Raw genomic sequence first — 24,759 nt, 5'->3', positions numbered from 1 at the left:
CTGCTTTCCATGAATATGAGCGAAAGCCAGCTGACCAGCAGAATTGCGCTGATGTAGCTCATACCTATGCTCCCCACGGTGGCATGACCACCGCTCCACGACGCTCTTAAAGGCACCTCTCCTCCCACTGCCTTTAGGAGCGTTTTTTTGTGGTTTGCGACGCAATGAAGCTTTGCACCCGGCGCCCGCCTGCTTCACAAGTAAGTCTGGTGAATTGCATGCTTGTTGGAAGTGGGAACTCAAGAATGTCTGATGCTTTGAGCAATCAAAACCTGACAGTGGGCTGCGTGCTCTGCGGTGGGAAGTCCCGGCGTATGGGTGGAGCAGATAAGGCATTGTTGGACTTAGATGGCATTCCTCTCCTCAGACAAGTCACCACCCGTTTGCAGGAACAGGTTGAACAGATTGTTTTGAGCGTGAATGAGCCTGGCGCGCTTCATGAGAGCCTTGGGCTGCCCTTACTTGCAGATGAGCTAACTGGCATTTAGGTCCGTTGGCGGGTATACATGCTGCGCTGAGCTGGGTGAAGAAACACTCTCCTGACGCACGAGACGTGGTGACCGTTGCTGTAGATACACCGTTTTTTCCCATGGATATGGTGGAGGTGCTGGCATCCCATCGCAAAGCAAACGCTGATTGTCCGGTGATTTGCTCCAGCGGCGAACGAGACCACTTTGCGTTTGGTCTGTGGCCGGTTGCGCTGGCGGATCCATTGAAAGAGTATCTTTTAAATGGTGGGCGCAGCATCAAGGGGTTCTTTAAAGACCATCCTCCTGTCATCGTAAAGTTTGAAGCCCACAACGGCGTGGATCCGTTCTTTAACATCAATACGCCGGAGGATGTGCCGATCGCATTGGAGCATTTTGCCAAATTACGCGTGCAATAGTCGTAAAATCGACCAGATCACTGTGAGAACTTTGATTTTTGCCAAATCCTAAGGCGTTCCTCTGGTAAATAAAGGGAACACCACTAGCAAATCTTCTGGAATAAGCATGAGTACGAAAACGCCCTTTCTGAGCTTTGACGAAGCCATCAATCACTTGCGTGGACTGGGTCACTGTAAAGTCGTTGCAGAGGAAACGTCACTTTATGAGGCTTATGGGCGTGTACTCGCAGAGGATATCATCGCCACATGTGATCTGCCTCCGCTCGATAACTCGGCGATGGATGGCTACGCGATTGCACAAGGTGGATCAGAGCAGACGTCCTTTCCGGTGGTGATGGAGATCTTTGCTGGTTCCATGCCAGAAACACCGCTGAAGCCTGGAGAAGCTGCGCGGATCTTTACCGGCGCGCCAGTTCCGGAAGGCGCAGATTTTGTGGTACCGCAGGAGGATTGCTCTGAGAGCGAAGCTGATGGTGAGCGCCGGGTTGAGCTTTCCCGCAGCTATCCAGCAGGATGTAACATCCGCCGCAAGGGCGAGGATCAGACCAAAGGTGCGCCTATTGTTAAGGCAGGCACCCTACTCCGCCCACAAGAGATTGCTGCTGCTGCCTCCATTGGCCTTGGGCAGCTCAAGACATATCGGCGCCTTAAGGTTGGGGTGTTCTCGACAGGCAATGAGTTGATCCGCCCGGGCACGGAGCGCCAAGATGGCCAGATCTTTGATGCAAACCACTTCCTGCTGCGCGGAATGCTTGCCAATTTGCCGGTTGAACTGATTGATCTTGGCATTTTGGCAGATCAGCGCGATGTTGTTGAGAGCGCTTTGGAAGCTGCCTCCAAGCAATGTGATGTCATCCTGACCTCTGGCGGTGCTGGTGGTGGCGATAAAGACTTTGTTTCAGCCACGCTTTCCAAACTCGGCAAAACCACCTTCTGGCATCTGGCTGTCAAGCCGGGCCGTCCTTTCATGGTTGGTGAATTGCCTGACTGTGTCTTTATCGGTCTGCCAGGTAATCCGGTGGCCGCGACTGTCGCATTTGCATTCCTTGCGCGACCGTTGATAGAGGCGCTTGCCGGATCCGGTTTTGGTGAAGCTCCACGCCAATACATTGAAGCAGATTTTGAGATTTCCAATCGCAAGACCGGGCGCCGCGAGTTCCTGCGGGGACGCCGGGTGGTCAGTGATGAAGGCGTTAAACTGACCAAGTATCACAGTGATGGTTCCGCCCTTTTGTCCTCTTTGACGTTTGCGGATGGGTTCATTGAACTGAAGGAAGATGTGACTTCTGTTCAGAAAGGTGATCTGCTGCCATTTGTCAGTTTTGATGAAATTGGCCTTAGGTAACACTGCTGGCTCGCATTTTCAGAATCGCGTGCGAGCTTTTTTTCCACGTTTAGATCAGCAGTTGCAATTTTAACAAATTTACCCTCAAAGCTGCGAAAAATTGCAAGATATTACCGCGAAGTATCGTCAGTTTGCTATTAATTAGCCTAATATGCCCACCATATAGGTTGATCTACGGATGCTTTTAGTGAAACATAAGGCCCGGTTATGCAGGGGCCTACCTAAAGAAGCCCTGCCAAGATAATTAATTCGGGGACATAATATGCGTATTATGCGTTTGGCAGCAGTAGCAGCAATTGCGTTGGCAGCAGTTTCTGGCGCGGAAGCAAAAGAATGGACAAAGGTTCGCATGGGCACTGAGGGTGCTTACCCTCCATTCAACTACACCACCGCTGACGGAACACTGACTGGCTTCGACATTGAGATTGGTAACGCTCTTTGTGAAGAGCTGAAGCTTGAGTGTACATGGGTAACTCAGGACTGGGACGGTATCATTCCTGGTCTGGTTGCAGGCAAGTACGACACCATCCTTGCTTCCATGTCCATCACTCCAGAGCGTATGGAAAAGATCTCCTTCTCTGAGAAGTACTACAACACTCCTCCAGGCATTGCTGTTCGTAAGGATTCTGAGCTGACCGAAGCAACTCCTGAAGGCCTGAAAGGCGTTCGTCTTGGCGCACAGGGCAGCACCACGCACTCTCAGTTCGCTGAAGAGATCCTGAACGGTTCTGACGTTGCTCTGTACCCAACTTCTGAAGAGTACAAGCTGGATCTGGAAAACGGCCGTGTTGACGCTGTTGTTGACGACGTGATGGCTCTGGAACAGTGGATCAGCTCCGACAAGGGTTCTTGCTGTAAGATCCTCGGCACCATGCAGTCTGTCGAAGAGATCCACGGTAAAGGCGCAGGCATCGGCGTTCGTAAGGGCGATGAAGACCTTGCAGCTCTGTTCACCAAAGGCATCGCAGCTCTGCGCGCTAACGGCAAATACAAAGAAATCAACGACAAGTACTTCAAGTTCGACGTTTACGGCGAATAAGACCAACTTGTCGATCTGCTGACCTTTCAGCTGTCAGTTTCAGAACCCCCGGGTGTTTGTTCGCCCGGGGGTTTTGTTTTGCCAATTTGATCAGTCCATATTGCCAGTTTGGCAAAATGGTAGCTGATGGCCTTCATTTTGGACAATACGGCTTGATTCCGCATAATCCCTCCTCAGAGCTGTAAAGGGCACTCAGGCATAGTTTTCTCACTTATCCAGTTTGTTGAGAGAAATATTTCCTCCACACAACCCGTCAGTTTAACGGATATCACTTCACAATAACGGCACTTGGCGCATTTTTCTTCCGATATCTCCGTTATTTCAGTTGAAGTCCGGCATATTTTTTATAGTGTCCTTGGCAACAAATGCAGAGCACAACCAAAACGACCACTCTGCCAAAAAGAACAAGGATGCACGGATGTCTTTTGCCCGCATGGCGCTTGCCACACTTATGAGCTTCACTGCTGCTTCAGCACTTCAGGCGGATGAGATCACCAAACTGCGTGTTGCCACTGAGGGCGCTTACCCTCCATTCAACTTCACCGGCTCAGATGGCGTTCTGACTGGTTTTGACGTTGAGATTGGCAACGCACTGTGCGCAGAGATGAAGGTTGAATGTGAGTGGGGCACGCAGGAATGGGACGGTATGATCCCGGGTCTGGTTGCTGGCAAATACGACGCAATCATCGCAAGCATGTCCATCACAGAAGAACGCCTTGAGCGCATTTCTTTCTCCCGCAGCTACTACAACACACCTTCAACCATCGCAGTTCCTAAGGATTCTTCGGTTACTGAGATCACGCCAGAAGCTCTGGAAGGCCTGCTGATTGGCGCACAGGGTGGTACGACACACTCTGTTGTGGCGGAAGAAGTTTATGCAGATGCTGATGTGGCACTGTACCCGACCTCTGAAGAATACAAGCTGGACATTGAGAACGGTCGTCTGGATGCGGTGATCGATGATCTGGGCGTTCTGCAGAGCTGGGTGGATTCTGAAGCAGGTTCCTGCTGCAAGATCATCGGTTCTCTACCAATCCAGCCTGAGCTGCATGGTCAGGGCATTGGTGTTGGTGTTCGTAAGGGACAGGAAGAGCTGGCGGATCGTTTCTCTCAGGCCATTCTCGCCATTCGCGAAAACGGCACCTACAAGAAGATCAACGACAAGTACTTCTCTCAGGACGCTTTTGGAGAATAAGGCTGAAAAGAAGCAGGAAAGATTCGAAGCTGGGGAAAGTTTCTGTGATGCATCACCGTTTTGCAGAATATGAATGCGCAAAACTGATCAAAATGGAAACTTAGTCCTCTCAAGATGGATTAAATTGGCTATTTTCTGCCGACACACCTACTCAAATAGGTTGAAATATAATTTCTTCCATTTAAACATGCGCCCCGGCTGTGCAGGGAGCCATCGTGATGACCCCTGCCAAGAATTTACAAAGGGGAATACAAATGGGCTTCATGCGCTTTGCCACTGTTGCAACACTCGCACTTCTTGCTTCCACTCAGGTTCAGGCAAAGGAATGGACGAAAGTCCGAATTGGCACTGAAGCTTCCTACCCTCCGTTTGCTTACACCACCGCTGACGGCAAGCTCGTTGGCTTTGAAGTTGAACTGGGCAACGCGCTTTGCGCCGAACTGAAAGTTGAATGTGAATGGATGCCGGTTGACTGGGACGGTCTGATCCCTGGTCTGGTTGCCGGTAAGTACGATACCATCATGGCATCCATGTCCATCACACCAGAACGGAAGCAGCGCATTCAGTTCTCTGAAAAGTACTACCAGACCCCTCCAGGTGTGGCGGTACCAAAAGACAGCAAGATCACCGAGGCCTCTGTTGAGGGTATGGACGGTGCTCTTGTCGGCGCGCAGGTTGGCGCGACGCACGCAGTGTTTGCTGAAGACATTTTGACTAAATCAGAAGTGTCTCTGTACCCTACTGCTGATGAATATAAACTCGATTTGGAAAGTGGTAGACTTGATGCTGTCGTTGATGACGTAGTTGTTCTTTCTGACTGGCTGAAGTCAGAGGATGGCAATTGCTGTAAACTGCTCGGCACTATGTCACCTATTCCAGAGATACATGGTGTAGGCGTTGGTGTAGGCGTTCGTAAGAGCGACCAAGACTTGGCTGACCTATTCTCCAAAGCGGTTATTGCTTTACGTGAGAATGGAAAGTACAAAGAGATCAACGACAAATATTTCGACTTTGACGCCTACGGAGAGTGATGGCGTCAAGCTGCAAAACACTCTGACGGCGGGACTTGTTTCCCGCCGTTCTAAAAAAGAATAGGGGCAATCCCCGTAATGAATGAAATTTTCACACTCTTGTCCTTTGGGGACATGGGCTGGGGCGACGAGATAGCACTTGGCATTGTTATGACTGTCTCCCTTGCGTTGGCAAGCCTTCCCTTCGGCTTGCTTTTAGGCTTTCTGCTGGCGCTTGCGAAGAAGTCTCAAGAACCTTCTCTGCGCGCTGCGGCCAACGTTTACACAACAATTTTCCGGGGGCTTCCTGAGCTCCTTACGCTCTTTCTCGTCTATTACGGCGGCCAGATCCTCATTCAGCAAGTGCTCTCGCTGTTTGGGGATATCTACTTTGAGGTGAACGCCTTTATCGCAGGTATGATTGCCCTGTCGCTGGTGTTCTCTTCCTACGCTTCTGAAGCGTTTCTTTCTGCATTCCGCGCCATCAAGCAAGGCCAGTATGAAGGTGCTGCCGCACTTGGTCTGGGCTATGCGCATACCATGCGCCTTGTCATTCTTCCGCAGCTTGTTCGTCTGGCGTTGCCAGCGCTGAGCAACCTGTGGCTCATCCTGCTGAAAGAGACCTCTCTGGTTTCCATCATTGGTCTGGCAGACATCATCCGCTACTCCAACATGGCAGCGCGCACCACCAAAGAGCCGTTCCTGTTCTTTGCCGTCGCCTGTGCGATCTACCTTGTTCTGGCCGTGATTTCTTCCGGTGGCATTTCCCGCCTTGATGCGTGGGCTAAGCGTGGGGAGGCTTCCAGATGAGTGATGTTACTATGGGCGCTTCGGCGAGCTACGTTCAGTCCGAGACCATTGCAGCAAAGGCACCACCTCCTGCTCCAAAGCATCGTCCGTGGACACCGGCCCGCGTTGTGGGCACCACTTGGCTGACCCTTTGGATTGCAGGTGGTCTTGGCATTCTGTGGTTCCTGCTGAACTCCAACAGTGTTGCAGTGGTGTTTGGTGGTGACGGCCTTCTACCTGTTTCCATTACGCACAATGCGAAGTTCCTCATCAAGTATGGTGAGAAGTTCGTTTCAGGTTTCATCATCACGCTGAAGCTTGTTGCCGTCTCCATGCTGCTGGGCGTTCTGCTTTCCATTCCGATGACCTTCATGCGGATGAGCAAGAACCGCATTCTGGGCGGCATTGCATATGGTTACGTCTACTTCTTCCGCGGTACGCCGCTGTTGGCTCAGGTGTTCCTGATCTACTACGGAGCGGGCACGTTCCGCGAGCCGCTGCAGTCCGTTGATATGTGGTGGTTTTTCCGTGATGCGTGGAACTGTGCGGTTCTGGCGTTCACTCTGAACACCGCAGCTTATCAGGTTGAGATCCTGCGCGGCTCTATTGAGAGCATTGCGAAAGGTCAGTGGGAAGCAGCGTCTGCTCTGGGTCTTCCGAAGTGGCTGACCTTCTGGAAAATTATTCTCCCGCAGGCTCTGATCGTGTCTCTGCGTCCATATGGCAACGAGATCATCCTGATGATCAAAGGCTCTGCGATTGTGGCGATCATCACCATCTACGATCTGATGGGTGAGACACGTCGTGCGTTCTCACGGACCTACGACTTCCAGGCATATGTCTGGGCGGCAATTGCGTATCTGGTGATGGTGGAAACACTGCGCCGGGCGTGGGATCGCATTGAGGCTCGTTTGACGCGTCACTTGCACAGATAAACCAGCTGGCATTGATGAATACTTGAAAGCGCAGGTCCAAAAGCCTGCGCTTTTTTCATTGGTAGAGCCAGTGAATTTACGTGGTATCTGCCGATGAAACTGATAGTGTTGCTGCGCTCTGATTCAAGTTTATAAGGATAGTCCGATGGCAAAGGTCGCGTTTATTGGTTTGGGCGTAATGGGATACCCGATGGCGGGTTTTCTGGCCTCTCGCGGGGGGCATGACGTTACCGTTTACAACCGGACAACAGCTAAAGCAGAGGCATGGGCCAAAGAGTACGGCGGATCATTCGCTCTAACACCTCAGGAGGCCGCTGAGGGCTGTGACGTTGTTTTTGCTTGTGTTGGCAACGACAACGATCTGCGCTCTGTCACAACCGGCGAAAACGGCGCATTCCACGGCATGAAGGCTGGCGCTATTTTCGTGGACCACACAACAGCCTCTGCGCAGGTTGCGCGTGAGCTGGATGAGGCAGCACGTGCAGGGGGATTTTCTTTCCTTGATGCGCCTGTGTCTGGTGGGCAGGCTGGTGCTGAAAATGGCGTTCTGACTGTGATGATCGGTGGTGAGCAAGAGGTCTTTGATCGTGCAAAGCCGTTCATCGATTGCTTCGCCAAGTTCGCTGGCCTGATGGGCCCTGTAGGTGCTGGACAGCAGACCAAGATGGTGAACCAGATTTGTATTGCTGGCCTGGTGCAGGGTCTTTCTGAAGCGATCCACTTTGCGCAGAAGTCTGGCCTTGATGTTGAGAAAGCTATTTCAGCAGTGCGCGGTGGTGCGGCTCAGTCCTGGCAGATGGAAAACCGTTGGGAGACCATGCGTGATGGTGAGTTCGAGCACGGCTTTGCGGTGGACTGGATGCGTAAGGATCTGAAGATCTGTCTGGAAGCTGCTGACGAGGTTGGTGCGCGCCTTCCGGTGACTGCTCTAGTTGATCAGTTCTATGCAGAAGTTCAGGCCATGGGTGGCAACCGCTGGGATACATCCAGCCTGATTGCCCGGCTGAACAACGCGGATAAGAAATAATAAAGCAAAAAGCCCCGATCAGATGACCGGGGCTTTTTCATAGTGCGTACTGCTTCAAACTCTTAGGACATGTTCGCTTTTGGCTTTTCAGCGACGATGTAAGAGAGTGGTAGCTCAGTGGTGTATTTGATCTGCTCCATCGCGAAGGATGTGGATACGTCTGCGATGTTTACCTTTGCAATCAAACGCTTGTAGAAATCATCGTAGGCATCGATATCCGGCACGGCAACGCGCAGCAGATAGTCCACCTGCCCGGCCATGCGGTAGAACTCCACCACTTCTGGGAACTCGCGGATCACGTCGGCAAACTTGCGGAGCCAGTCGTCGGTGTGTTCATTGGTGGTGATAGCCACGAATGCGGTAACCTTTGCGTTGACTTTCTTTGGATCAAGCACAGCAACGCGGCGGGTAATGACACCGTCCTCTTCCATCTTCTGGATGCGGCGCCAGCAAGGGGTGGTGGACAGGCCAACACGGCGGCCGATTTCTGCTACAGGAACGGTGCTGTCTTCTTGTAGAATGGACAGAATGCGACGGTCGATCCTATCGATCATATTATACCCCTATCTCCCACCGGAATTATTGTTTGGCGCAAAATCATTGCAGGAAGCATAAGGTCATGGGAAATGTTATTCCAGCTTCAAACGCCAAGATATTCGCAGGAATATAGGTTTTCATTCTACACCACCTTAAATTGGTGAAATTTATTTTCATCAACATAGAATTAGGCAAGAGCTAAAGGAATGCGTTGCCATATTCATGGGTGGATTAAAAAAAGAATCTCTCAGATCACATGAGCAAGCGGCTGACTTCTTCTTTCAGGAGCGGAAGGAGCTCTTTTTCGAACCAGGGATGCTTTTTTATGTGGGCGTTGTTGCGCCAGGAGGGATGTGGGAGGGGGAGAACTCTTGGGCCGAGGCCTTTGGCGTGGCGGTCGCAGGTGGTTTTCCAGACTGATCTGTACTCAGCGATGGTTTCCCAGAGGCGGGGTTTGGTGAGTTCGGGCATGTGATAGGCCTGTGCGTAGCCACCTATTGCAAGCAGCGTTTCGACCTGGGGCATATTGCTGAAAATTTCTTGATGCCACGTTTTCTTGCACTCTGGCCTTGGGGCTTATCGCCACCTTTGGAGTCCAACCCCGGAAAACAGAAGCCCATGGGGATAATTGCAAGTTTGGCGGGGTCGTAGAAGACCTCTTCACCAATGCCCATCCAGTCGCGCAGGCGATCTCCGGAGGGGTCTGTAAACGGCCTGCCAGAGGCGTGGACGCGGGTTCCGGTGCCTGACCGCATATGGCAATGCGCGCCGTTGAAGACAGTACAACAACAGGCCTCGGTTCATGAGGCAGTGGCTGACGGATGGGCTGCTCAACACAGACCCGACACGCGGCTATGCGCTCTTTTAGGCGCTGGAGGTTTCCTTCATCACCTGAAGCGCTGCCTGCACTCCCGGACGCTCTATCATCTTTGCATACCATCGGCGCAGATTACCAAGTTCTTCAGGGACTTGCAGCTTAATTACGCGGGCAAAGTTGATTGCTGCGAACAATGTGATGTCAGCGATGGAGTATCGGTCTCCAGCCACATAGCGATTGTTGGCAAGCTGCGCATCGAAAATGGCGAGTGTTTCGAGAATTTTGGGGCGGTTGGCCTCCCCCCACTCTTTCACCTGAGGCTGCTCCAGCGGCGCCATGGCCGGGTTGGTGTGGCGGAATACCTGAGAAACCTGATTTAACAAGCCCAGATCAGCGCGCCGGTTCCACATCTCGATCAGCGCTCTTTCCTTGGCCGTCTGGCCCAGCAAAGGCTTGAGAGGTTCATTTCTTCAATGTAACGACAGATGGCGCAGCTTTCGGAAATGGCCGTTCCATCATCCAGCACGAGCACGGGCAATCGCTGACAAGGATTGATCGCTTTAAACTCTTCTGCCTTCAATTCGCCATGCATGAAATCTACGTAGGCAGTGTTAACCTTAACGCCCTTCTCCGCAAGGAACAGGGTGACGCGAAAGGGGTTAGGTGCTTGCCTATGGCTATAAAGTTTCAATGGTGCCTCCCAACAACCACGAGCTGTTGCCCTCACAATCTACAGGAGAAACTGTCCCAAAATGGGGCAATAATCTACCATTTTGTGGTCCCCGTAAACTCGACGTTAACCCTATGAATCAGAGCAATCTTAAGAGATCATGTTCATTCTGGTCAAAAGGGCAAGTATCCCGTCAATCTATTGGCACACAGAGGCCGAGAATACATGAACAACGGATCGTCGCAGAATAGTAAGGACAAAACAACTATTAATCGCGCCCGAGCAAATCGCCGGCGCGAAGTTGCACGTACCGTAAAGGATGCTCGCGAACGTCTTGGCACGGTCGAGGGGGTCCGCCCCAGCTTTGAAGCTGATCTTATTTTGATGTTCGTGAAGAACAGATTGTCGGTGGCCTATGCCATGCCGATGATCGCGATTGTGGCCGCGACCATCTCCAGCGTCTGGCTTCCTGTGGAGGTGGCCGGCGGCTGGCTTGTAGCCATGCTGCTCGCGCATTCCATCATTATTCTCTCTACAAAACGCATGGAAAAGAGCCTTAGTCAGGAAGGTAATCTGCGCTCAATCCGCAGGGAACTTTTTGCTGGCGACATGCTCTATGGCATTGTTTGGGCTATCTTTTTCATCAGCAACCTGCAGTTCAACACGGACTATGGCTTCGGTGTGTTCCAGTTTGCGACCATGCTGATCGTCATTGCCATGGCGACCATGTTGTCCTCTCCCCTGCCCGGCGCTTTGCTGGCTGCCACAGCCCCGATTACGGGCGCCTTGATCTTCAGTTTCTGGCAGTATGACAGCATGCCTCATTACGCGATGGGGCTGATGGCGATTGGGGCACAAGTGTTCTTTTACATCCTCAGTAAGCAGCTCCATACCTCCGCTTTGACACTGCTTGAGTACCGCGCCGAGAAGGATCATCTGATTTCAGAAATGGAACAGGTGAATGCAATTTCTCAGGAAGCGCGGCGCCGTGCGGAGGAAGCGAACCTGGCCAAGACGCGTTTTCTTGCGACAATGAGTCACGAATTACGCACACCTCTGAATGCGATTCTCGGCTTTTCAGAGGTGATGAAGGACGAAGTTCTTGGTCCTATGCATAATAAAACTTACCTGGATTACTCCAAGGATATCAATCAGTCGGGCCAACATCTGCTCAATCTGATCAACGAGATTCTGGATCTGTCGCGCATTGAAGCTGGCCGTTATGAGCTGCAGGAAGAACCTGTCTGTCTGCGCGATGTGGCGGCGGCCTGCAAGCACATGATGCATATGCGGGCGGCGGCGAAGAACATTGAGATCCACGAGGTCTATGAGAAGGGCCTGAGCAAGGTCTGGGCAGATGAGAAAGCCCTGCGCCAGATGGTGCTGAACCTGTTGACCAATGCCGTGAAGTTTACCCCACCTGAGGGGGAAATCTCCATTCACGTGGGCATTGATGGCGCTGGAGGACAGTACATCAGCGTCAGCGATACCGGCGCCGGTATTCCTGAGGAAGAGATCCCTGTGGTGTTGCAGGCCTTTGGACAGGGCACGCAGGCTATTCAGGATGCGGAGCAAGGCACTGGCCTTGGCCTTTCCATTGTGCAGGCCCTGGCGCATATGCATGAGGGCGAGTTTAAGCTGGCCTCTAAGCTGCGTGAGGGAACGCAGGCGACCATCTCCCTGCCCGCCAAGCGCGTGTTGAGCCATATCGATCCGATCCCGACGCCGGACCCAACCACAGGCAAAGACAGAGAGCCTTGCTTCGGGCCGGATAAGGATATACGTTCCTTATTTGTTCCAGATGCATCTGTTGGGGGATTGTATGCTTCGAGGGTCATGCCATTGCGGCGCAGTCAAGTTTGAATTCCGTGAAGAACCAGAATGGCTTACAGAGTGCAACTGCTCTGCATGCCGTCGTTACGGCACCATCTGGGCGCATGGTTCACCCAAGAACGTGACCATTGAGAAAGCGCCGGATGCGACGTTCACCTACATCTGGGGTGATAAGATGATCGCGTTTCACACCTGTAAAACCTGCGGAAACACCACTCACTGGTCAGATCTGGACGAGGACTATGATCGCATGGCGGTCAATACCCGCCTTGTACCGTTTGAGGATGTGAAAGACATTCCCATTCGCCATTTTGATGGTGCCGATACTGGGCAGTTTCTGGATTAAATTACTTTCATTTTCAGCGTGATCCTCAGCGCTTTCAGGCTTTACTTTTGCGGATCACGCTTCAATTAATTATCGGGGAGAAACACATGCTACGTGGCTCATGCCATTGCGGTGCTGTTAAGTTTGAATATCGGGAAAACCCAGAGTGGCTGACGGAGTGTAACTGCTCTGCCTGTCGCCGTTTTGGAACCGTCTGGGCGCATGGTTCACCGAAGAACGTGACCATAGAAAAGGAGCCGGATGCAACTTTTGCGTATGTGTGGGGCGACAAGGAACTGGAGTTCCATACCTGCAAGACATGCGGAAACACTACGCATTGGGCGCCGGTTGACCCTGAGGGGGATAGAATGGCGGTGAACACGCGTCTGGTGCCTGCTGAGGACGTTAAAGACATCCGCGTGCGCCACTTTGATGGGGCGGATACCTGGCGCTTTGTCGATTAACGCAGCTCATCAAACCAAGTTTGCGTTCAAATGTGCGTTGGTTTGAAAGGAATGCGTTTTTCCTGCGTTCTTTCGCTGAAATGAGAAAAGGCCGCCTCCACTCGTGCGAGTGAGGCGGCCTTTTTCAATTTATCCCCCTCCTCAGCAGAGGGGTTATTCTCAACTTAGTCCTGAGCTGCAACGCCTGCATCAGCGAAGGTCGCCATGCCAGAGTGGGTTGCTGCTGCCGCTTTGATGATGCCTGCCGCGATTGCTGCACCAGAGCCTTCACCAAGGCGCATACCCAGATCCAGAAGTGGCTTGCCGCCCATTTCTGTCAGAGCGCGGCGGTGTGCTGGCTCTGCGGAGGCATGAGAGAACACACAGTGCTCCAATGCGGTCTTGTCCATCTTGTAGAGGATGGCAGCTGCTGCGGAGGTGACGAAGCCATCAATCACAACAGGAACCTGCTGCATGCGTGCTGCGAGAATAACACCCGCCATTGCTGCGATTTCGCGGCCACCGATCCGGCGCAGAACTTCCAGAGGCTCAACTTTGCCCGGACCGCCGATCCGCTGTACAGCCTGCTCAACAACGGCAATCTTGTTTTTCAGCGCGTCGCCCTGAACACCCGTGCCCGGACCAACCCACTCTTCTGCTGTGCCGCCAAACAGGGCGTAGAAGATGGCTGCTGCAACGGTGGTGTTTGCGATGCCCATTTCGCCAAGGCAGAGCAGATCTGTGCCACCAGAGATCGCTTCCATACCGAAGGCCATGGTTGCTGCGCATTCGGATTCTTCAAAAGCGTCTTCCTCGGAGATGTCCGGGGTTGGCATTTCCAGCGCCAGTTCAAACACTTTGAGGCCGAGGTCATAGGCAATGCAAAGCTGGTTTACGGCGGCGCCGCCCGCTGCAAAGTTGGAGACCATCTGCGCGGTCACTTCTTTCGGGAATGCGGAGACGCCTTTGTCAGCAACGCCGTGGTTGGCTGCAAACACAGCTACGAGCGGCCGGGTAACTTTTGGCATTGGCAGGCCCTGCCAGGCTGCCAGCCATTCCACCAACTCTTCCAGACGGCCCAGAGACCCCAGAGGCTTCGTCAGCTGCGCATCGCGTTTTTTAACCGCCTCGACCGCTTCAAGGCTTGGACCCGGCATTGCGCCGACCAGGTTTCTGATATCATCGAATGGCAGTGCAGACGTTGCAAGAGACATACGCTTCTCCGAACTTAAAGCAGTTCTCATTCAGCCTGGAGCGGTTGAACTACTTTAACTTTTGTTTGCGCGTATCTTGGGTCCGAAAACCAGTTTCCACTTTTCGGAGATACGCATTAGTTAACCCGCAAAATGAATTTTTGCGCTTTGTTGTTTGCGCAGATCTATAAGCCACCGGAAGCAGAATACAAATGAGACTTATCAACTATTTGTGGTTTCCACGGCTTTGCAAACTACAAATTGTTGCTCTAACTGATTTTGGCGGCCTTTCTGGTCTGATTTATTTCTGTGAGAAACCATCATGTCCGACGATCAACGCAACGAAGATTCTCTTCCTTCCTCTTCCCATATTCTGGCGGAGGTGGCCGAGCTGGTGCGCTTTTTCTCCCGTATCCCTCTGCCAAAGCTGGGACGTTGGGATGATCTGAACACAGCTCCGGATTTTCGTTTGCGCTCCCGCAGCATTCCGCTGGCGGGTGTGGTGATCTCTCTGCCCAGCATGCTGGTGCTGTGGCTGCTTTCACAGAGCGCCCTGCCCGCTGCTGTTGTGGCGTTGATTGCGGTTGCTGTGGCCGCAGCTGTTCAGGGCTGCCTGCATGAGGACGGCCTTTCTGATGTGGTTGATGGGTTCTTTGGTGGTCATACGGCTGAGCGGCGGCTTGAGATCATGAAGGACAGCCGTATCGGTGCGTTTGGCACGGTGGCACTCGTGCTCTCCTTAAGCCTGCGCTGGCTGCTGCTGGCCACCTTGTTGGAGACCTTTGGTGGTTTTGGAGCGGCTCTTGGCTATCTGGCAGCGGAGACGATTGGCCGGGTTGGCATGGTCTGGATCTGGCATACCATGCCAGCGGCGTATCAGGGCGGTCTTTCGACACGCTTTGGCGTGCCTGAGAACATCGCCGTCTATTGGGCCGGTTGCTTCGCGTTGCCGCTGATTGCCGTCAGCCTGTTTTACTTAAGCTTCTGGCAGGTGGTGATCGGAGCTGGTGTGAGCTTTGTGCTGGTATGGGCGTTGGCGAAGCTGTCCCTCACCAAAATCAAAGGCATTACGGGTGATGTTTTGGGGGCAGCGCAACAAATCGGTTCACTGGGCTTCCTGCTGGGCGTCCTTTCTCTTTAGAAGCTGTGTTCGCCCCCTTAAAAACCAGAGGCATTCCTCTGCTTTTGTGGGTAAGGCGCTGCAAGAAACCATTTTTGTGCAATCATTTGCTAGCATTTTAGCTTTAATCTACGCGCATTGTTTGCCTACAAGCGCGTGAAACCCTTTTTACAGTTCTCGGGCCGGAGACATTATGAAGCTATCCTTTGCTTGTGCACTTTCAGCATTCAAACGAGCTGCTGCCCTTGGGCTGGCCGCTGCCGTCCTTGCCGGTTGTGCCTCCAGGCCCGGTCCGGATTCACTGGAAATTTCGCTTGAAGAAGCCGAAGGGACCAAGGATGTTCATATCCTTGTGGCGACCACACGGGCGCGCGCTGAACACCCCCCTGCGCTTTACACCTCCAAGCGCTCTGAAGAGCTGGATTTTGCTTCGGCCACCATTTCCATTCCGCCAACCCACAAGCCTGGCAGGATTGAATGGGCCTCTTCGCCTCCGGGCAACCCGAACACCGACTTCGTGGTGCGGCAGGCTGCTTATATTGACGGCAATGCGGCTTTCCGCCAGCAGGTCAACCAAGCGATTGCAAAACGTGCTGGCCGCGAGCGCGAGGCTGTGCTGTTCATTCACGCTACAACACCCGCTTTTCTGAGGGCGTGTTCCGCCTTGCGCAGATGGCAGCCGATGCCAAGGTCAACCGTGTGCCGATCCTGTTCACCTGGGCGTCCGCTGGCAACCTGACCGACTACATTTACGACACCAACAGCGTGACTGTTGCCCGCGATGGGCTGGAGCAGGTGTTGCGGGAGCTGGTGAACTCTGACGCGCAGCGGGTGACCATTCTGGCGCACTCGCTTGGCAACCTGTTGCTGCTGGAAACATTGCGGCAGATGGAACTGAAGGGGCACGGGCTTTTGAAGAACAAGAAAGTCACCATTGTGATGCTTCGCCGGACATCGATATTGATGTTTTCAAAACAATGATTACCTCTCTTGGATACAGAGCAAACCCTGTGTTTGTGCTGGTTTCGCGTGATGACCGCGCGCTGCGCTTCTCCCGCCGCATTGCCGGTGGCAAGGCGCGTGTGGGCGGCATTGAGAATGATGCAGAGCTGACAAGTCTGGGCGTTGTGGTCATTGACCTTACGGATGTGCAAGGTCAGGATAGCGTCAACCACGACAAGTTCGCGCAACTTGCTCAGTTTGGACCGCAGCTGGTCAATGCCCTTGAACAAGGCACGATGAACCGCAGTCAGCAGAGCATTGGTGGACGTCTTGGAAACGCTGGACGCAGTTTCACCGAGTTTTTGGGGAACACTGCGAAGATCGTGATCAGCACGCCGGGATCCGTTGGCGCAACGCGCTAAAGCAGTTCGCATTTAGGGTGAACACTTGAACTGCTTTAGTCGTTATATTCGCGTATCTTTATCCGAAAACCAGTTTTCACTTTTCGGAGATACGCGCTGAACACAGCGGTTTGAACCCGATGATTTTGTAGGACAGTATTTTGTCAGGTACTTTAGAAAGACCAGCCAGCCCATGTTTAAAACTGTGCCAGCTGGATGAAGAACGGAAGATGTGTGTGAGTTGCTGGAGATTGCTCAGCGAGATTGCCGGATGGGGATCCCTTTCTACGCAGGCTCAGCACACCATTCTTGCCAAGCTTCCTGCGCGAAAAGCTGAGTTTCTGGCTATGAAACAGGAGGATGTGCAATGCGCTGGACGATAGGCCTTGTCATTCTCATCGGCGCCATGGTGATTGGCGTTGCCACCGGATATCTTGGAACACCTGAGTTTCTTGGCGACAAGTTTCAGGAGGACGGCCCTCGGCTGGTCGCCCTTGCGGCCATGGGCATTGTGATCATGATGGGCGTGTTCATTCGCCGCCCTCAAATCCGCGAAGTGTTCGGCGCCGTGGTGTTCTGGGGCGGTCTGGCACTGCTGCTGGTGATTGGATATTCGTTCCGCTATGAGCTGATGACCGTGCGCGACCGCGTGATGTCCGAGCTGTTCCCCGGCTCCATCTCTCAATCTGCTGATGGCGAGATGGTGATTTCCCGCGGCATCAACCATCAGTTCTTCATTGATGTGCAAGTGGATGGTGTTTCCATCGATATGCTGGTGGACACAGGAGCCTCGCACATTACTTTGTCACACAGAGATGCGCGCCGGGTTGGCATCGACACGAACAATCTTTCCTACAGCATCCCTGTTTCTACCGCCAACGGCATGGGCTTTGTGGCCCGCGTGCGTTTGCAGGACATGCAGATTGGTGACTGGCGCCTGAACGAAGTGCCTGCATTTGTGGCGCAGGAAGAGATGCTCTCAACCAGCTGCTCGGCATGAGCGCCCTCAACACCTTCGCCAGCTGGCGCGTGGAAGGCAACCAGTTGATCCTGAAGGCGCGATAGGGCAGTCCCAACAATCAGACAAAAGAAAAGCCGCGGACAGGGATGTCAGCGGCTTTTGTGTTTCTGATAGCTTGCAGCTTACAGCAGGCTGTAGGCGAACCTTGCGCAGGCGATCAGCAGGAACACACCAAACGCCAGCTCCAGCTTGCGCTTTGGCAGATTGTGGGCGAAGTGTGCGCCCAGTGGAGCCACGTAGATGGTGATCGGGATGATCAACGCGATGGCGAGCAGGTTGATGTAACCCACGGAAAACGGTGGCAGGTTGGGAGCGCCCCACCCGGCTGCGACCATGCCGAAGACTGCTGGAATGGAAATCAGCACACCAACACCGGAAGATGTGGCAACGGCCTGATGGATCGGGCGGCCAAACAAGGTCATGAAGGTGTTATTCATGACGCCGCCACCGATGCCCATGAGCGTAGAGAAGAAGCCGATCATCACGCCAATCAGCGCCCGCACCGGGTTGCCCGGAATATCTGATCCCAGTTTCCAGCTTTCACGATTGAACAGCATGCGCATGGCGACCACAAACGCGATCACGGCAAAGATGCCTTTAAGCGTATCACCGGAAACGAGCGCCGCCACGTATGAGGCCAGCAGCACACCAATCGGCACAGGGATAATCCAGCTTTTCAGCAAGGACAGATCAACAGCGCCTTTCTTCTTGTGTGCGAAGAAGGAGCGTAGCGATGTTGGTACGATGACGCCCAGAGACGAGGCCACGGAGATATGAACCACGGCGTCGGGATCAACGCCCACCTCTGTCAGAATGGTTACAAGGATCGGCACGAGGATCGCGCCGCCTCCAATACCAAACAGCCCTGCCAGAAAACCTGCTAGTGCACCAGAAGCAATCAATGCTGCTCCGAACCCCAGCATAGACGCAGAAATCATGTCCATGCTGTCCCCTCCTCAATTCCAATTGCATTTCATGCGCGTGCTCTTGCCCAAAAACCGGCGGCCACTTTTTGGGAGTACGCATTCCTCTCGCGTACTCTTGTCCCAAAACCGGTGGCCACTTTTCGGGAGTACGCTAAATCAGCGCTGCCTCTTTCTGCTCACGTGCTTCAAGCGCAACGCTTTGATGATGTGAAACCGCAGCCAGCGCGTCCTCCAGCACCTCAATGCCAGCGCCAACCTTGTTGGCTTCCACCGTCATGATACGGCGGAAATGGCGAGCGCCCGGAACACCTTGGTATGTTCCCAAAATGTGGCGGGTGATGGATGCCAGCTTGGTTCCGGCAGTCAGTTCGTTTTCGATGTAGCCGCGGTAGGCATCCATTGCTTCAACCGGCGTGATCGCGGTGCCGTCCTCACCGTAAACCACACGGTCAACCTCTGCCAGCAACATTGGGTTCTGATAGGCTGCGCGGCCCATCATAACGCCGTCCAGCTTTTCCAGATGTGCTGAGGTTTCTTCCAGTGTTGCCACACCGCCGTTGATGCCGATGAACACATCCGGCAGGCGCTGCTTCAGGCGGTAAACAAGGTCATAATCCAGCGGCGGCACATCACGGTTTTCCTTTGGGCTAAGGCCCTTCAGCCACGCCTTGCGGGCATGCACCCACAGCGCGTCTGTACCAGCGGCGATGACTTTATCTGCCAGTGCGTTGAGTGCTTCTTCCGGCTCCTGATCATCCACGCCGATGCGGCATTTGGTGGTGACCGGGATGGAAACAACATCCTTCATGGCCGCGATGCATTCTGCTACCAGATCCGGCTCCAGCATGAGGCAGGCACCGAACTTGCCAGACTGTACGCGGTCAGACGGGCACCCAACGTTGAGGTTGACTTCATCGTAGCCCCAGTCCTCCACCATTTTGGCGCACTCAGCCAATACTTTGGGATCAGACCCACCCAGCTGGCAGGCAACCGGCTGTTCCTGTCTGGAGAAGTTCAGATGACGGTCCCTGTCGCCATGAATCAAGGCGCCAGTGGTGACCATCTCAGTATAGAGCAGCGAATTCTTGGAAAGGACCCGGTGAAATGCACGGCAATGCCTATCCGTCCAGTCAAGCATCGGCGCGACCGCGAAGACGGGGCTATTGATTTCATAGAGTTTTTTTGTTGCTTCAGTCATTCACGACGGTCTCAAACAGTCTCAAGTCGCAGTCTTTTGCCCTTTCTGCACAAAATTGGCAAGTCACAGTGCTGAGAAACCTATGAGCAGGATGGAATGGTGAGGTGCATGGTTAAGGTGGAGAGGTGGGAGTACGCAAGCCTCTCACACAAAAACTGCCTGAAATGTTTTAACCGCAAAAGCATCCGTATAGGCAGTCAACTAGCGGATGCGCGGTGCCATTGCTTTGACTTTGCCGACATCCAAATGAGATACGCCATGCCCTCTTTTGCTGCGCCAATCGAGGTAGGTACCGAAAATTTCGGTCTGGCGGCCCTTGATGCCGGGGAGTGATCGAACATCTCCTCCGGCCCATAGGGAGAATGGAGAGCGACGGACGGAACCATAAAGACCAACGCGGAGGCCCGGACGTGTTGCTATGCCTCTGGCGTGGAAGCCGTGCGTATCCGCTATGACGAGAGTATTAGCAGGAACAGCGAATGACACAGGCTTGCTGAAGCCCATATCCTGCAGTTGATCTTCTGTTACACGGAACGATCCGACAGCATGATTGCCATCCTTATGTGTCGCTGCGGTGAGGCTTTGTTCATACTCCCACTTTCTGCGCGCTTCATTCAGTCTGTGTGAGCCGGGCACGTAATGGAACGGGCCATCTGCTACCTCAACATCCTTAAGGAAAAGCCAGGCTTTGGCTGTGGGATGGAATGTGTCTGAATGAAAGTTGGTCTGCGGGTCTTTGCGATTTTCGTCCAGATCCCAAAGAACAGTATGCAGATAGACAAGTGGATCTGCATTGTTAGACGCCACATAGCGCAGGCCTTTTTGGAAGATATCGGCACCCACAGCGGCCTGCAGACCGGGTAGCTTTTTCAAGATAGCAGGCGTCAAACCGATGAAACGGGTAACGGTCCGCCCTTGCTTCATCTCCCGCGCCGCAAACTCTGTCTGCTCCAGCTCATTCTGCACTGCTTTGAAGATATCTTCCGGCAACACGTTATGGCGCACCACATATCCATTTTCATGAAAGAACTGCCGGTCTTCGGCTGGCAGAAAGTGCTCCATCTGTCTGCGTCGCATCTGCGCCATCCGCTCCGCCAGTGTCATGCGCCACACATGAAACCCACGCTCGTTCAGATACCTACTCCCAATAATCGGATTGCCCCGAAACGACTTCCCCCCTAATGCAATATCAGCAATCCAGAGCGGGCTTTTGAGTATCTTCAGAGGTGACATTGAGATTTCTCGGGCTAAAACACAAACACATAGCAACCCTAGGTTTTGCGCTTATCGATTACTAGCCTGAATGTTCTCATCGGGCGACGCTAGATACACTCAAAGATGCAACATTACGGCATCACACAACAATGTGGGATGTGAGTGACTGGGGGATCTGGTAGGGTTTGGGGAGTGGTTTGGATGAAGATGAGGGATTGAGATATGGGTGGTGTGGTGCAGTCGGATCAGGGGCGGTCGGTGCAGGAGGTGGTGATCATCTGCCTTCGAGTACTGATTGGGCTTGGGTTTATGGTGTTCAGTGCCTATGTGTTTTATGAGGCGGCGCTGGCGCTTTATAAGTTGGATCTGGTGCGGATGGTTGGTGCGTACTTCCTGTTTTTCTGCACTGTTGGACTTGGGCCGTTTTTCTGGCCATTTTCCTGGCCGTTTGGAGACGATCATTAGAGCATGAAGGCTTGCTGCCCCCTGCTCTTACCAGATCATCAGTGAGCATCTCTATCTCATGACGTTGAGATGCTCTTATTCATCGCGCTTCCGCTTCTTCTTTCACGGCGTGTTCTGCGCCCCAATCGCGCAGGGCATGATGATTGGGCGGAGGGTTTCGCCTTTTGGTGTGAGGGAGTACTCCACGTGAGGTGGGACAACCGCGAAGACTTTTCTTGAAACGAGACCATCTGTTTCCAGCTCACGCAATTGCTTGGTCAGCATGCGCTGTGTGACTGTTCCCACTTGCTTTTTCAGCTCACCAAAGCGCTGGGTGCCCTCCATCAGATGGAAGAGGATGACACCTTTCCACTTGCCGCCAATCAGCTCCAAGGCTGCTTCTACCGGGCAGCCCTGACTGCAGTCGTAGTTTTCAAAACGCTGGTTCTTATCAGTCATTGTCTCACCATAGTATACAATCTGTACCTATAGGCCAAAATTGTGCGTACTTGTTATTGGTATAGCGACTATATAGGTTCTCTGTGACGAAAACAAAAGAGAGGATCACTCCCATGACCCTGACCATTGTCGCAAACATTCATGCAGCCAAAGGCAAAGAAGATCTTGTGAAGGCTGAGCTTGAAAAGCTGATTGATATCACCCGCGCAGAAGCTGGCTGCCTGCAGTATGACCTGCACGTGGACAACGAAAACCCTGGCCACTTCATGTTCTATGAAAACTGGGAGAACCGTGAGCTGTGGCAGGACCACATGAATGCACCGCATCTGGCTGCTTATATGGTGGCAACAGAAGGCGCTGTTGATGAGTTTACCGTGAACGAAATGTCCCGCATCTAACTGCTGGTCTCTCCGTTTTGCAGAGTCTTCCCGCTTCTGAGAAGCTCTGCAAAAATTTAGGGGCCGTTTTGCACGCCTCATTCGCACGGAGTCTAATCACAATCATTTCCGCAGGTTAGACCTTATTAAGTGCCTTTTGCATTTATCGATCTTTCCTCCCCTTCTGGTCTTTTTGCCCTTCTTGCAAAATTTTAAGCTTGAACTATTCACCTTCGCAGATATCATTGTTTTAAGTTTAAAAAAGAATCTATCCAGAACAGATAAATAGTTATCTCGCAGATGCGAGATGAATTCAATTCTCATCGCCTGAATGCCTAGTATTTCTATGTATTCATGACGGAGGAGATGCGAAGATAGATTGATAAATTTTCAAAATAAATAATCAGAGCTAAGCAGCCACTTTATTCTATTGAGGAGGAGGGAATTTATGTCTGATCAAGTCTTGACGCCGGAAGGTGCTTTGCAGGGTGTGACGCTTATGGGGGAAGGCATTAATGACAACACCAGCTGGAATGTTGTTGGCCATACATACACACCTAAAGTGCTGACTGAAAACGTATTTATCTGGCATGCGGCCATACCGGACGGGACCTTTGTGCCGCCGCATATTCATCCGACACAGGATGAATGGATCACGGTGCTGACGGGTGAGCTTGAGGTGGAGTTTGGAGAGGCCTGCCACAAAGCCAGCCCGGGAGATACGATCAGAATGCCACGCGGGATTGCGCACGGGATTTTCAACCGTTCCGGCGATGAAGCGACCTGCGTGTTCGGCGTGGCCCCTTCCCGCAAGCTCTATGATCTGTTTGAGGCTTTGGACGGCGTGACAGATCCAGAAGAGCTTGTGCGCATCTCTGCCCTTCATGAAGTCGACTTCCTTCCGCCACCTGCAGAGTAAGGGTGGCTGACATGGTGAAGAAGAAGAAAGTTGCTGTCATTGGCGGCGGCGTGAGCGGTCTTGCGGCTGCGAAAGCCTTTGACGAGCGTGGGCACCGGGTGTTCGGGTATGAGCGAACGCACGATTTCGGTGGGGTCTGGGAGCTTTCCAGATCCTATCCGGGGGTGCAGACCCAGTCTCCCAAAGATCTGTATTGCTATACGGATCTGCCCATGCCCGATGAATATCCGGAATGGCCTAAAGGGCCGCAGGTGCATGCCTACCTGCATTCCTACGCCCGTAAGCACAAGCTGCATCGGCTGTTCCAGCTGAACACCTCGGTGCTTTCCATGGACCGGCGCGAGGACGGACAGCCGGGATGGACGCTGACGCTGGATGCGGCTGGTAAGGTTCGTAAGGAAAACTTTGACTTTGTTGTTATTTCAACGGGCCAGTTTTCTGAGAAGAACATCATCAGTCATCCCGGACAGGAGGCGTTTGAGGCGCAGGGCGGTGCGGTGATGCACTCCTCCGATTACACTGATCCTTCCCGCGCTCAAGGCAAACGAGTGGTGGTGCTGGGCGGTTCTAAATCAGCGACTGATGTGGCGGTGAACGCGGCGCAGAATGGAGCGGCACAGGTAACACTGGTGTATCGTGAGCCCGTGTGGCGGGTGCCTTACTTTGTGGGCGGCATCAACTTCAAGCGGTTGCTTTACATGCGGGCACAGGAGCTGCAGTTCAACAGCTGGGGCCGAAACTCATTGCAAAAGGCTATGGCTGCGCTGGCCAAGCCGTTCATCTGGGCGAATTTCCGCGGGCTTGAGATGCTGTTGAAACTGCAGCTGGGATTGAAGAAGTGGGATATGGTGCCGAAGGTGCCGATTGAGAAGGACATCTCCTGCTCTATTCCCATCGTTACACCCGGTCTGTTTGAGGGCTTCAAGAGCGGCAAGATCAAGCCGGTTCAGGGCACCATTGATCATTATGAGGGTGATCAGGCCGTGTTGACGACTGGTGACAAGGTTGGCTGCGACGTGTCCGTGCTGGCCGTTGGCTGGAAGCTGGGCATTCCATACTTGGCAGAGGAGTATCGTAACAAGTTGATTGAAGATGACGGCCAATATCGCACTTACCGTCTTTCCGTGAACCCTGACCTGCCAGAAATGGGGTTTGTGGGCTTCAACTCCAGCTTCTGTACGGTGCTTTCAGCCGAGATGATCGCCAACTGGCTGGTGCGGTATGCAGATGGACAGCTGGCCAACCAACCATCCGATACGCAGATGCGTCAGAACATTGACGAGATGCTGGATTGGCGACGGGATGACCGACCTGCGGCGCAGGTCTATGGCGGGCTGTGTTCTGCTCCGTTCCACTTCAAGCACTTTGATGAGTTGCTGCAGGACATTGGAGCGGCCAAGCGCAAGCGCAGCAATCCGCTGGCTGAGCAGTTCTCTTACCCCAATGCGCAGGCCTATGGGGCTTACCTAAAGTCAGCTCCGCAGTATTTTGCGCAATAACAAGATCGTGAGAGACCGTCATCCGTTAAGCCTGCAGCGGCAAATGGCTGTTTCTCACGGTTAAAGCCTAAATGGTTCTCTTGCATCTTGTACTTCGCGGAAGGTGCTGGGGAACCTGTTATAAACGGTGGTGGGCCGAGTTTTAATCAAACCGGTGTCAACATGACAATGCTGGCATAACCATCGTGAACTTT

Annotated in this window: 28 protein-coding genes and 2 pseudogenes; 21 read left to right on the top strand and 9 right to left on the bottom strand. The window is 53.1% G+C overall.

Translation table 11 applies throughout. The annotated features are described in order from the left end of the window. The first annotated feature begins 245 nt into the window (after positions 1-245). The 9 genes from mobA (at position 246) to JCM12308_RS18910 (ending at position 8,226) form a co-directional block, all read left to right on the top strand. The gene (gene mobA / locus JCM12308_RS32465) at positions 246-488 is read left to right on the top strand and encodes a molybdenum cofactor guanylyltransferase (RefSeq protein ID WP_208978764.1); all 243 of its coding nucleotides are present in this window, start codon (positions 246-248) and stop codon (positions 486-488) included. A 5-nt stretch (positions 489-493) separates the two neighbouring features. Then, on the top strand, positions 494-886 hold the full coding sequence (locus JCM12308_RS30500; RefSeq protein WP_208978763.1) for an NTP transferase domain-containing protein: 393 nt from the start codon (positions 494-496) through the stop codon (positions 884-886). A gap of 106 nt (positions 887-992) precedes the next feature. Next, positions 993-2,231: a molybdopterin molybdotransferase MoeA gene (locus tag JCM12308_RS18940; protein WP_054784755.1), complete on the top strand. Its 1,239-nt coding sequence runs from the start codon at positions 993-995 to the stop codon at positions 2,229-2,231. A 262-nt stretch (positions 2,232-2,493) separates the two neighbouring features. Beyond that, on the top strand, positions 2,494-3,270 hold the full coding sequence (locus tag JCM12308_RS18935; RefSeq protein WP_008551960.1) for a transporter substrate-binding domain-containing protein: 777 nt from the start codon (positions 2,494-2,496) through the stop codon (positions 3,268-3,270). Positions 3,271-3,688: 418 nt separating this feature from the next. Next, positions 3,689-4,465 carry a transporter substrate-binding domain-containing protein gene (locus JCM12308_RS18930; protein WP_054784767.1) on the top strand — a complete coding sequence of 259 codons (777 nt, stop codon included), beginning with the start codon at positions 3,689-3,691 and terminating at the stop codon, positions 4,463-4,465. Positions 4,466-4,719: 254 nt separating this feature from the next. Then, positions 4,720-5,496 (top strand): transporter substrate-binding domain-containing protein, encoded by a 777-nt coding sequence (locus JCM12308_RS18925; RefSeq protein ID WP_054784754.1) that lies wholly within the window; start codon positions 4,720-4,722, stop codon positions 5,494-5,496. A gap of 78 nt (positions 5,497-5,574) precedes the next feature. After that, positions 5,575-6,285 (top strand): ABC transporter permease, encoded by a 711-nt coding sequence (locus tag JCM12308_RS18920; RefSeq protein ID WP_014285200.1) that lies wholly within the window; start codon positions 5,575-5,577, stop codon positions 6,283-6,285. Further along, a complete protein-coding gene (locus JCM12308_RS18915) occupies positions 6,282-7,199 on the top strand; it encodes an ABC transporter permease (RefSeq protein WP_128647438.1) in 918 nt (305 codons plus the stop codon). The genes JCM12308_RS18920 and JCM12308_RS18915 overlap by 4 nt, the downstream gene beginning before the upstream one ends. A gap of 145 nt (positions 7,200-7,344) precedes the next feature. Further along, a complete protein-coding gene (locus JCM12308_RS18910) occupies positions 7,345-8,226 on the top strand; it encodes an NAD(P)-dependent oxidoreductase (protein ID WP_054784753.1) in 882 nt (293 codons plus the stop codon). A 62-nt stretch (positions 8,227-8,288) separates the two neighbouring features. Here the strand turns inward: JCM12308_RS18910 and JCM12308_RS18905 are convergent, their stop codons facing one another. From JCM12308_RS18905 to JCM12308_RS32810, 4 genes and pseudogenes are all read right to left on the bottom strand, one after another. After that, positions 8,289-8,777: an Lrp/AsnC family transcriptional regulator gene (locus JCM12308_RS18905; protein ID WP_208608758.1), complete on the bottom strand. Its 489-nt coding sequence runs from the start codon at positions 8,775-8,777 to the stop codon at positions 8,289-8,291. 238 nt (positions 8,778-9,015) lie between these two features. Beyond that, a pseudogene (locus tag JCM12308_RS18900) lies at positions 9,016-9,703 on the bottom strand (uracil-DNA glycosylase family protein). After that, positions 9,628-10,029 (bottom strand): glutathione binding-like protein, encoded by a 402-nt coding sequence (locus tag JCM12308_RS30495; RefSeq protein WP_306303355.1) that lies wholly within the window; start codon positions 10,027-10,029, stop codon positions 9,628-9,630. Before JCM12308_RS30495 ends, JCM12308_RS18900 begins: the two are co-directional and overlap by 76 nt. Next, the gene (locus JCM12308_RS32810; protein WP_306303354.1) at positions 9,996-10,271 is read right to left on the bottom strand and encodes a glutathione S-transferase N-terminal domain-containing protein; all 276 of its coding nucleotides are present in this window, start codon (positions 10,269-10,271) and stop codon (positions 9,996-9,998) included. Before JCM12308_RS32810 ends, JCM12308_RS30495 begins: the two co-directional genes overlap by 34 nt. A 204-nt stretch (positions 10,272-10,475) precedes the next feature. On the opposite strand from JCM12308_RS32810, the gene JCM12308_RS18890 reads away from it, so the two are divergent. The 3 genes from JCM12308_RS18890 (at position 10,476) to JCM12308_RS30485 (ending at position 12,872) form a co-directional block, all read left to right on the top strand. After that, positions 10,476-12,113 carry a sensor histidine kinase gene (locus JCM12308_RS18890; protein ID WP_208978762.1) on the top strand — a complete coding sequence of 546 codons (1,638 nt, stop codon included), beginning with the start codon at positions 10,476-10,478 and terminating at the stop codon, positions 12,111-12,113. Beyond that, positions 12,073-12,429: a GFA family protein gene (locus JCM12308_RS30490; RefSeq protein ID WP_208608708.1), complete on the top strand. Its 357-nt coding sequence runs from the start codon at positions 12,073-12,075 to the stop codon at positions 12,427-12,429. The genes JCM12308_RS18890 and JCM12308_RS30490 overlap by 41 nt, the downstream gene beginning before the upstream one ends. Before the next feature lie 86 nt (positions 12,430-12,515). Further along, complete coding sequence (locus JCM12308_RS30485) at positions 12,516-12,872, top strand: GFA family protein (protein WP_208608709.1); 357 nt, start codon at positions 12,516-12,518, stop codon at positions 12,870-12,872. A 164-nt stretch (positions 12,873-13,036) separates the two neighbouring features. On the opposite strand, the gene cobT is transcribed toward JCM12308_RS30485, so the two are convergent. After that, positions 13,037-14,065, bottom strand: a complete 1,029-nt coding sequence (gene cobT, locus JCM12308_RS18875; RefSeq protein ID WP_054784752.1) for a nicotinate-nucleotide--dimethylbenzimidazole phosphoribosyltransferase — start codon at positions 14,063-14,065, stop codon at positions 13,037-13,039. 301 nt (positions 14,066-14,366) lie between these two features. Here cobT and JCM12308_RS18870 point away from each other — a divergent pair, with 301 nt between their 5' ends. The 5 genes and pseudogenes from JCM12308_RS18870 (at position 14,367) to JCM12308_RS18860 (ending at position 17,507) form a co-directional block, all read left to right on the top strand. Beyond that, complete coding sequence (locus JCM12308_RS18870) at positions 14,367-15,185, top strand: adenosylcobinamide-GDP ribazoletransferase (protein WP_054784751.1); 819 nt, start codon at positions 14,367-14,369, stop codon at positions 15,183-15,185. Positions 15,186-15,357: 172 nt separating this feature from the next. After that, positions 15,358-15,903, top strand: a complete 546-nt coding sequence (locus JCM12308_RS30480; RefSeq protein ID WP_208978761.1) for a hypothetical protein — start codon at positions 15,358-15,360, stop codon at positions 15,901-15,903. Then, positions 15,837-16,528, top strand: a pseudogene (locus JCM12308_RS31715) (alpha/beta hydrolase). The gene JCM12308_RS30480 and the pseudogene JCM12308_RS31715 overlap by 67 nt, the downstream one beginning before the upstream one ends. 140 nt (positions 16,529-16,668) lie before the next feature. Next, positions 16,669-16,890, top strand: coding sequence for a DUF1289 domain-containing protein (locus JCM12308_RS27900; RefSeq protein WP_280138399.1), 222 nt, complete (start codon positions 16,669-16,671; stop codon positions 16,888-16,890). Further along, complete coding sequence (locus JCM12308_RS18860; RefSeq protein ID WP_208978758.1) at positions 16,875-17,507, top strand: retropepsin-like aspartic protease family protein; 633 nt, start codon at positions 16,875-16,877, stop codon at positions 17,505-17,507. Before JCM12308_RS27900 ends, JCM12308_RS18860 begins: the two co-directional genes overlap by 16 nt. Positions 17,508-17,650: 143 nt before the next feature. Here JCM12308_RS18860 and JCM12308_RS18855 read toward each other — a convergent pair whose 3' ends face one another. The 3 genes from JCM12308_RS18855 to JCM12308_RS18845 all read right to left on the bottom strand — a co-directional run bounded on the left by JCM12308_RS18855 (position 17,651) and on the right by JCM12308_RS18845 (position 20,885). Further along, positions 17,651-18,472 carry a sulfite exporter TauE/SafE family protein gene (locus JCM12308_RS18855; RefSeq protein WP_008552000.1) on the bottom strand — a complete coding sequence of 274 codons (822 nt, stop codon included), beginning with the start codon at positions 18,470-18,472 and terminating at the stop codon, positions 17,651-17,653. A gap of 133 nt (positions 18,473-18,605) precedes the next feature. Beyond that, positions 18,606-19,652: a tRNA dihydrouridine(20/20a) synthase DusA gene (dusA, locus tag JCM12308_RS18850; RefSeq protein WP_054784750.1), complete on the bottom strand. Its 1,047-nt coding sequence runs from the start codon at positions 19,650-19,652 to the stop codon at positions 18,606-18,608. Between the two features lie 201 nt (positions 19,653-19,853). Further along, positions 19,854-20,885: a phytanoyl-CoA dioxygenase family protein gene (locus JCM12308_RS18845; RefSeq protein ID WP_054784749.1), complete on the bottom strand. Its 1,032-nt coding sequence runs from the start codon at positions 20,883-20,885 to the stop codon at positions 19,854-19,856. Between the two features lie 204 nt (positions 20,886-21,089). Between JCM12308_RS18845 and JCM12308_RS18840 the strand changes: the two genes are divergently transcribed. Continuing rightward, a complete protein-coding gene (locus tag JCM12308_RS18840) occupies positions 21,090-21,332 on the top strand; it encodes a hypothetical protein (RefSeq protein WP_014285185.1) in 243 nt (80 codons plus the stop codon). 102 nt (positions 21,333-21,434) lie between these two features. Here the strand turns inward: JCM12308_RS18840 and JCM12308_RS18835 are convergent, their stop codons facing one another. Continuing rightward, positions 21,435-21,770, bottom strand: a complete 336-nt coding sequence (locus JCM12308_RS18835; RefSeq protein ID WP_208978757.1) for a winged helix-turn-helix transcriptional regulator — start codon at positions 21,768-21,770, stop codon at positions 21,435-21,437. Positions 21,771-21,883: 113 nt separating this feature from the next. Between JCM12308_RS18835 and JCM12308_RS18830 the strand changes: the two genes are divergently transcribed. The 3 genes from JCM12308_RS18830 to JCM12308_RS18820 all read left to right on the top strand — a co-directional run bounded on the left by JCM12308_RS18830 (position 21,884) and on the right by JCM12308_RS18820 (position 24,565). Next, positions 21,884-22,168 carry a putative quinol monooxygenase gene (locus JCM12308_RS18830; protein ID WP_054784748.1) on the top strand — a complete coding sequence of 95 codons (285 nt, stop codon included), beginning with the start codon at positions 21,884-21,886 and terminating at the stop codon, positions 22,166-22,168. Positions 22,169-22,595: 427 nt separating this feature from the next. Next, positions 22,596-23,066, top strand: coding sequence for a cupin domain-containing protein (locus JCM12308_RS18825; protein WP_054784747.1), 471 nt, complete (start codon positions 22,596-22,598; stop codon positions 23,064-23,066). Between the two features lie 11 nt (positions 23,067-23,077). Next, entirely contained in the window at positions 23,078-24,565 is a 1,488-nt protein-coding gene (locus JCM12308_RS18820) for a flavin-containing monooxygenase (RefSeq protein WP_054784765.1), read from the top strand. The last annotated feature ends 194 nt before the right edge of the window (positions 24,566-24,759 follow it).

Source organism: Pseudovibrio denitrificans JCM 12308 (assembly GCF_001310815.1).
GTDB lineage: Bacteria > Pseudomonadota > Alphaproteobacteria > Rhizobiales > Stappiaceae > Pseudovibrio > Pseudovibrio denitrificans.
This window is presented reverse-complemented; position numbering and strand designations above follow the sequence as displayed.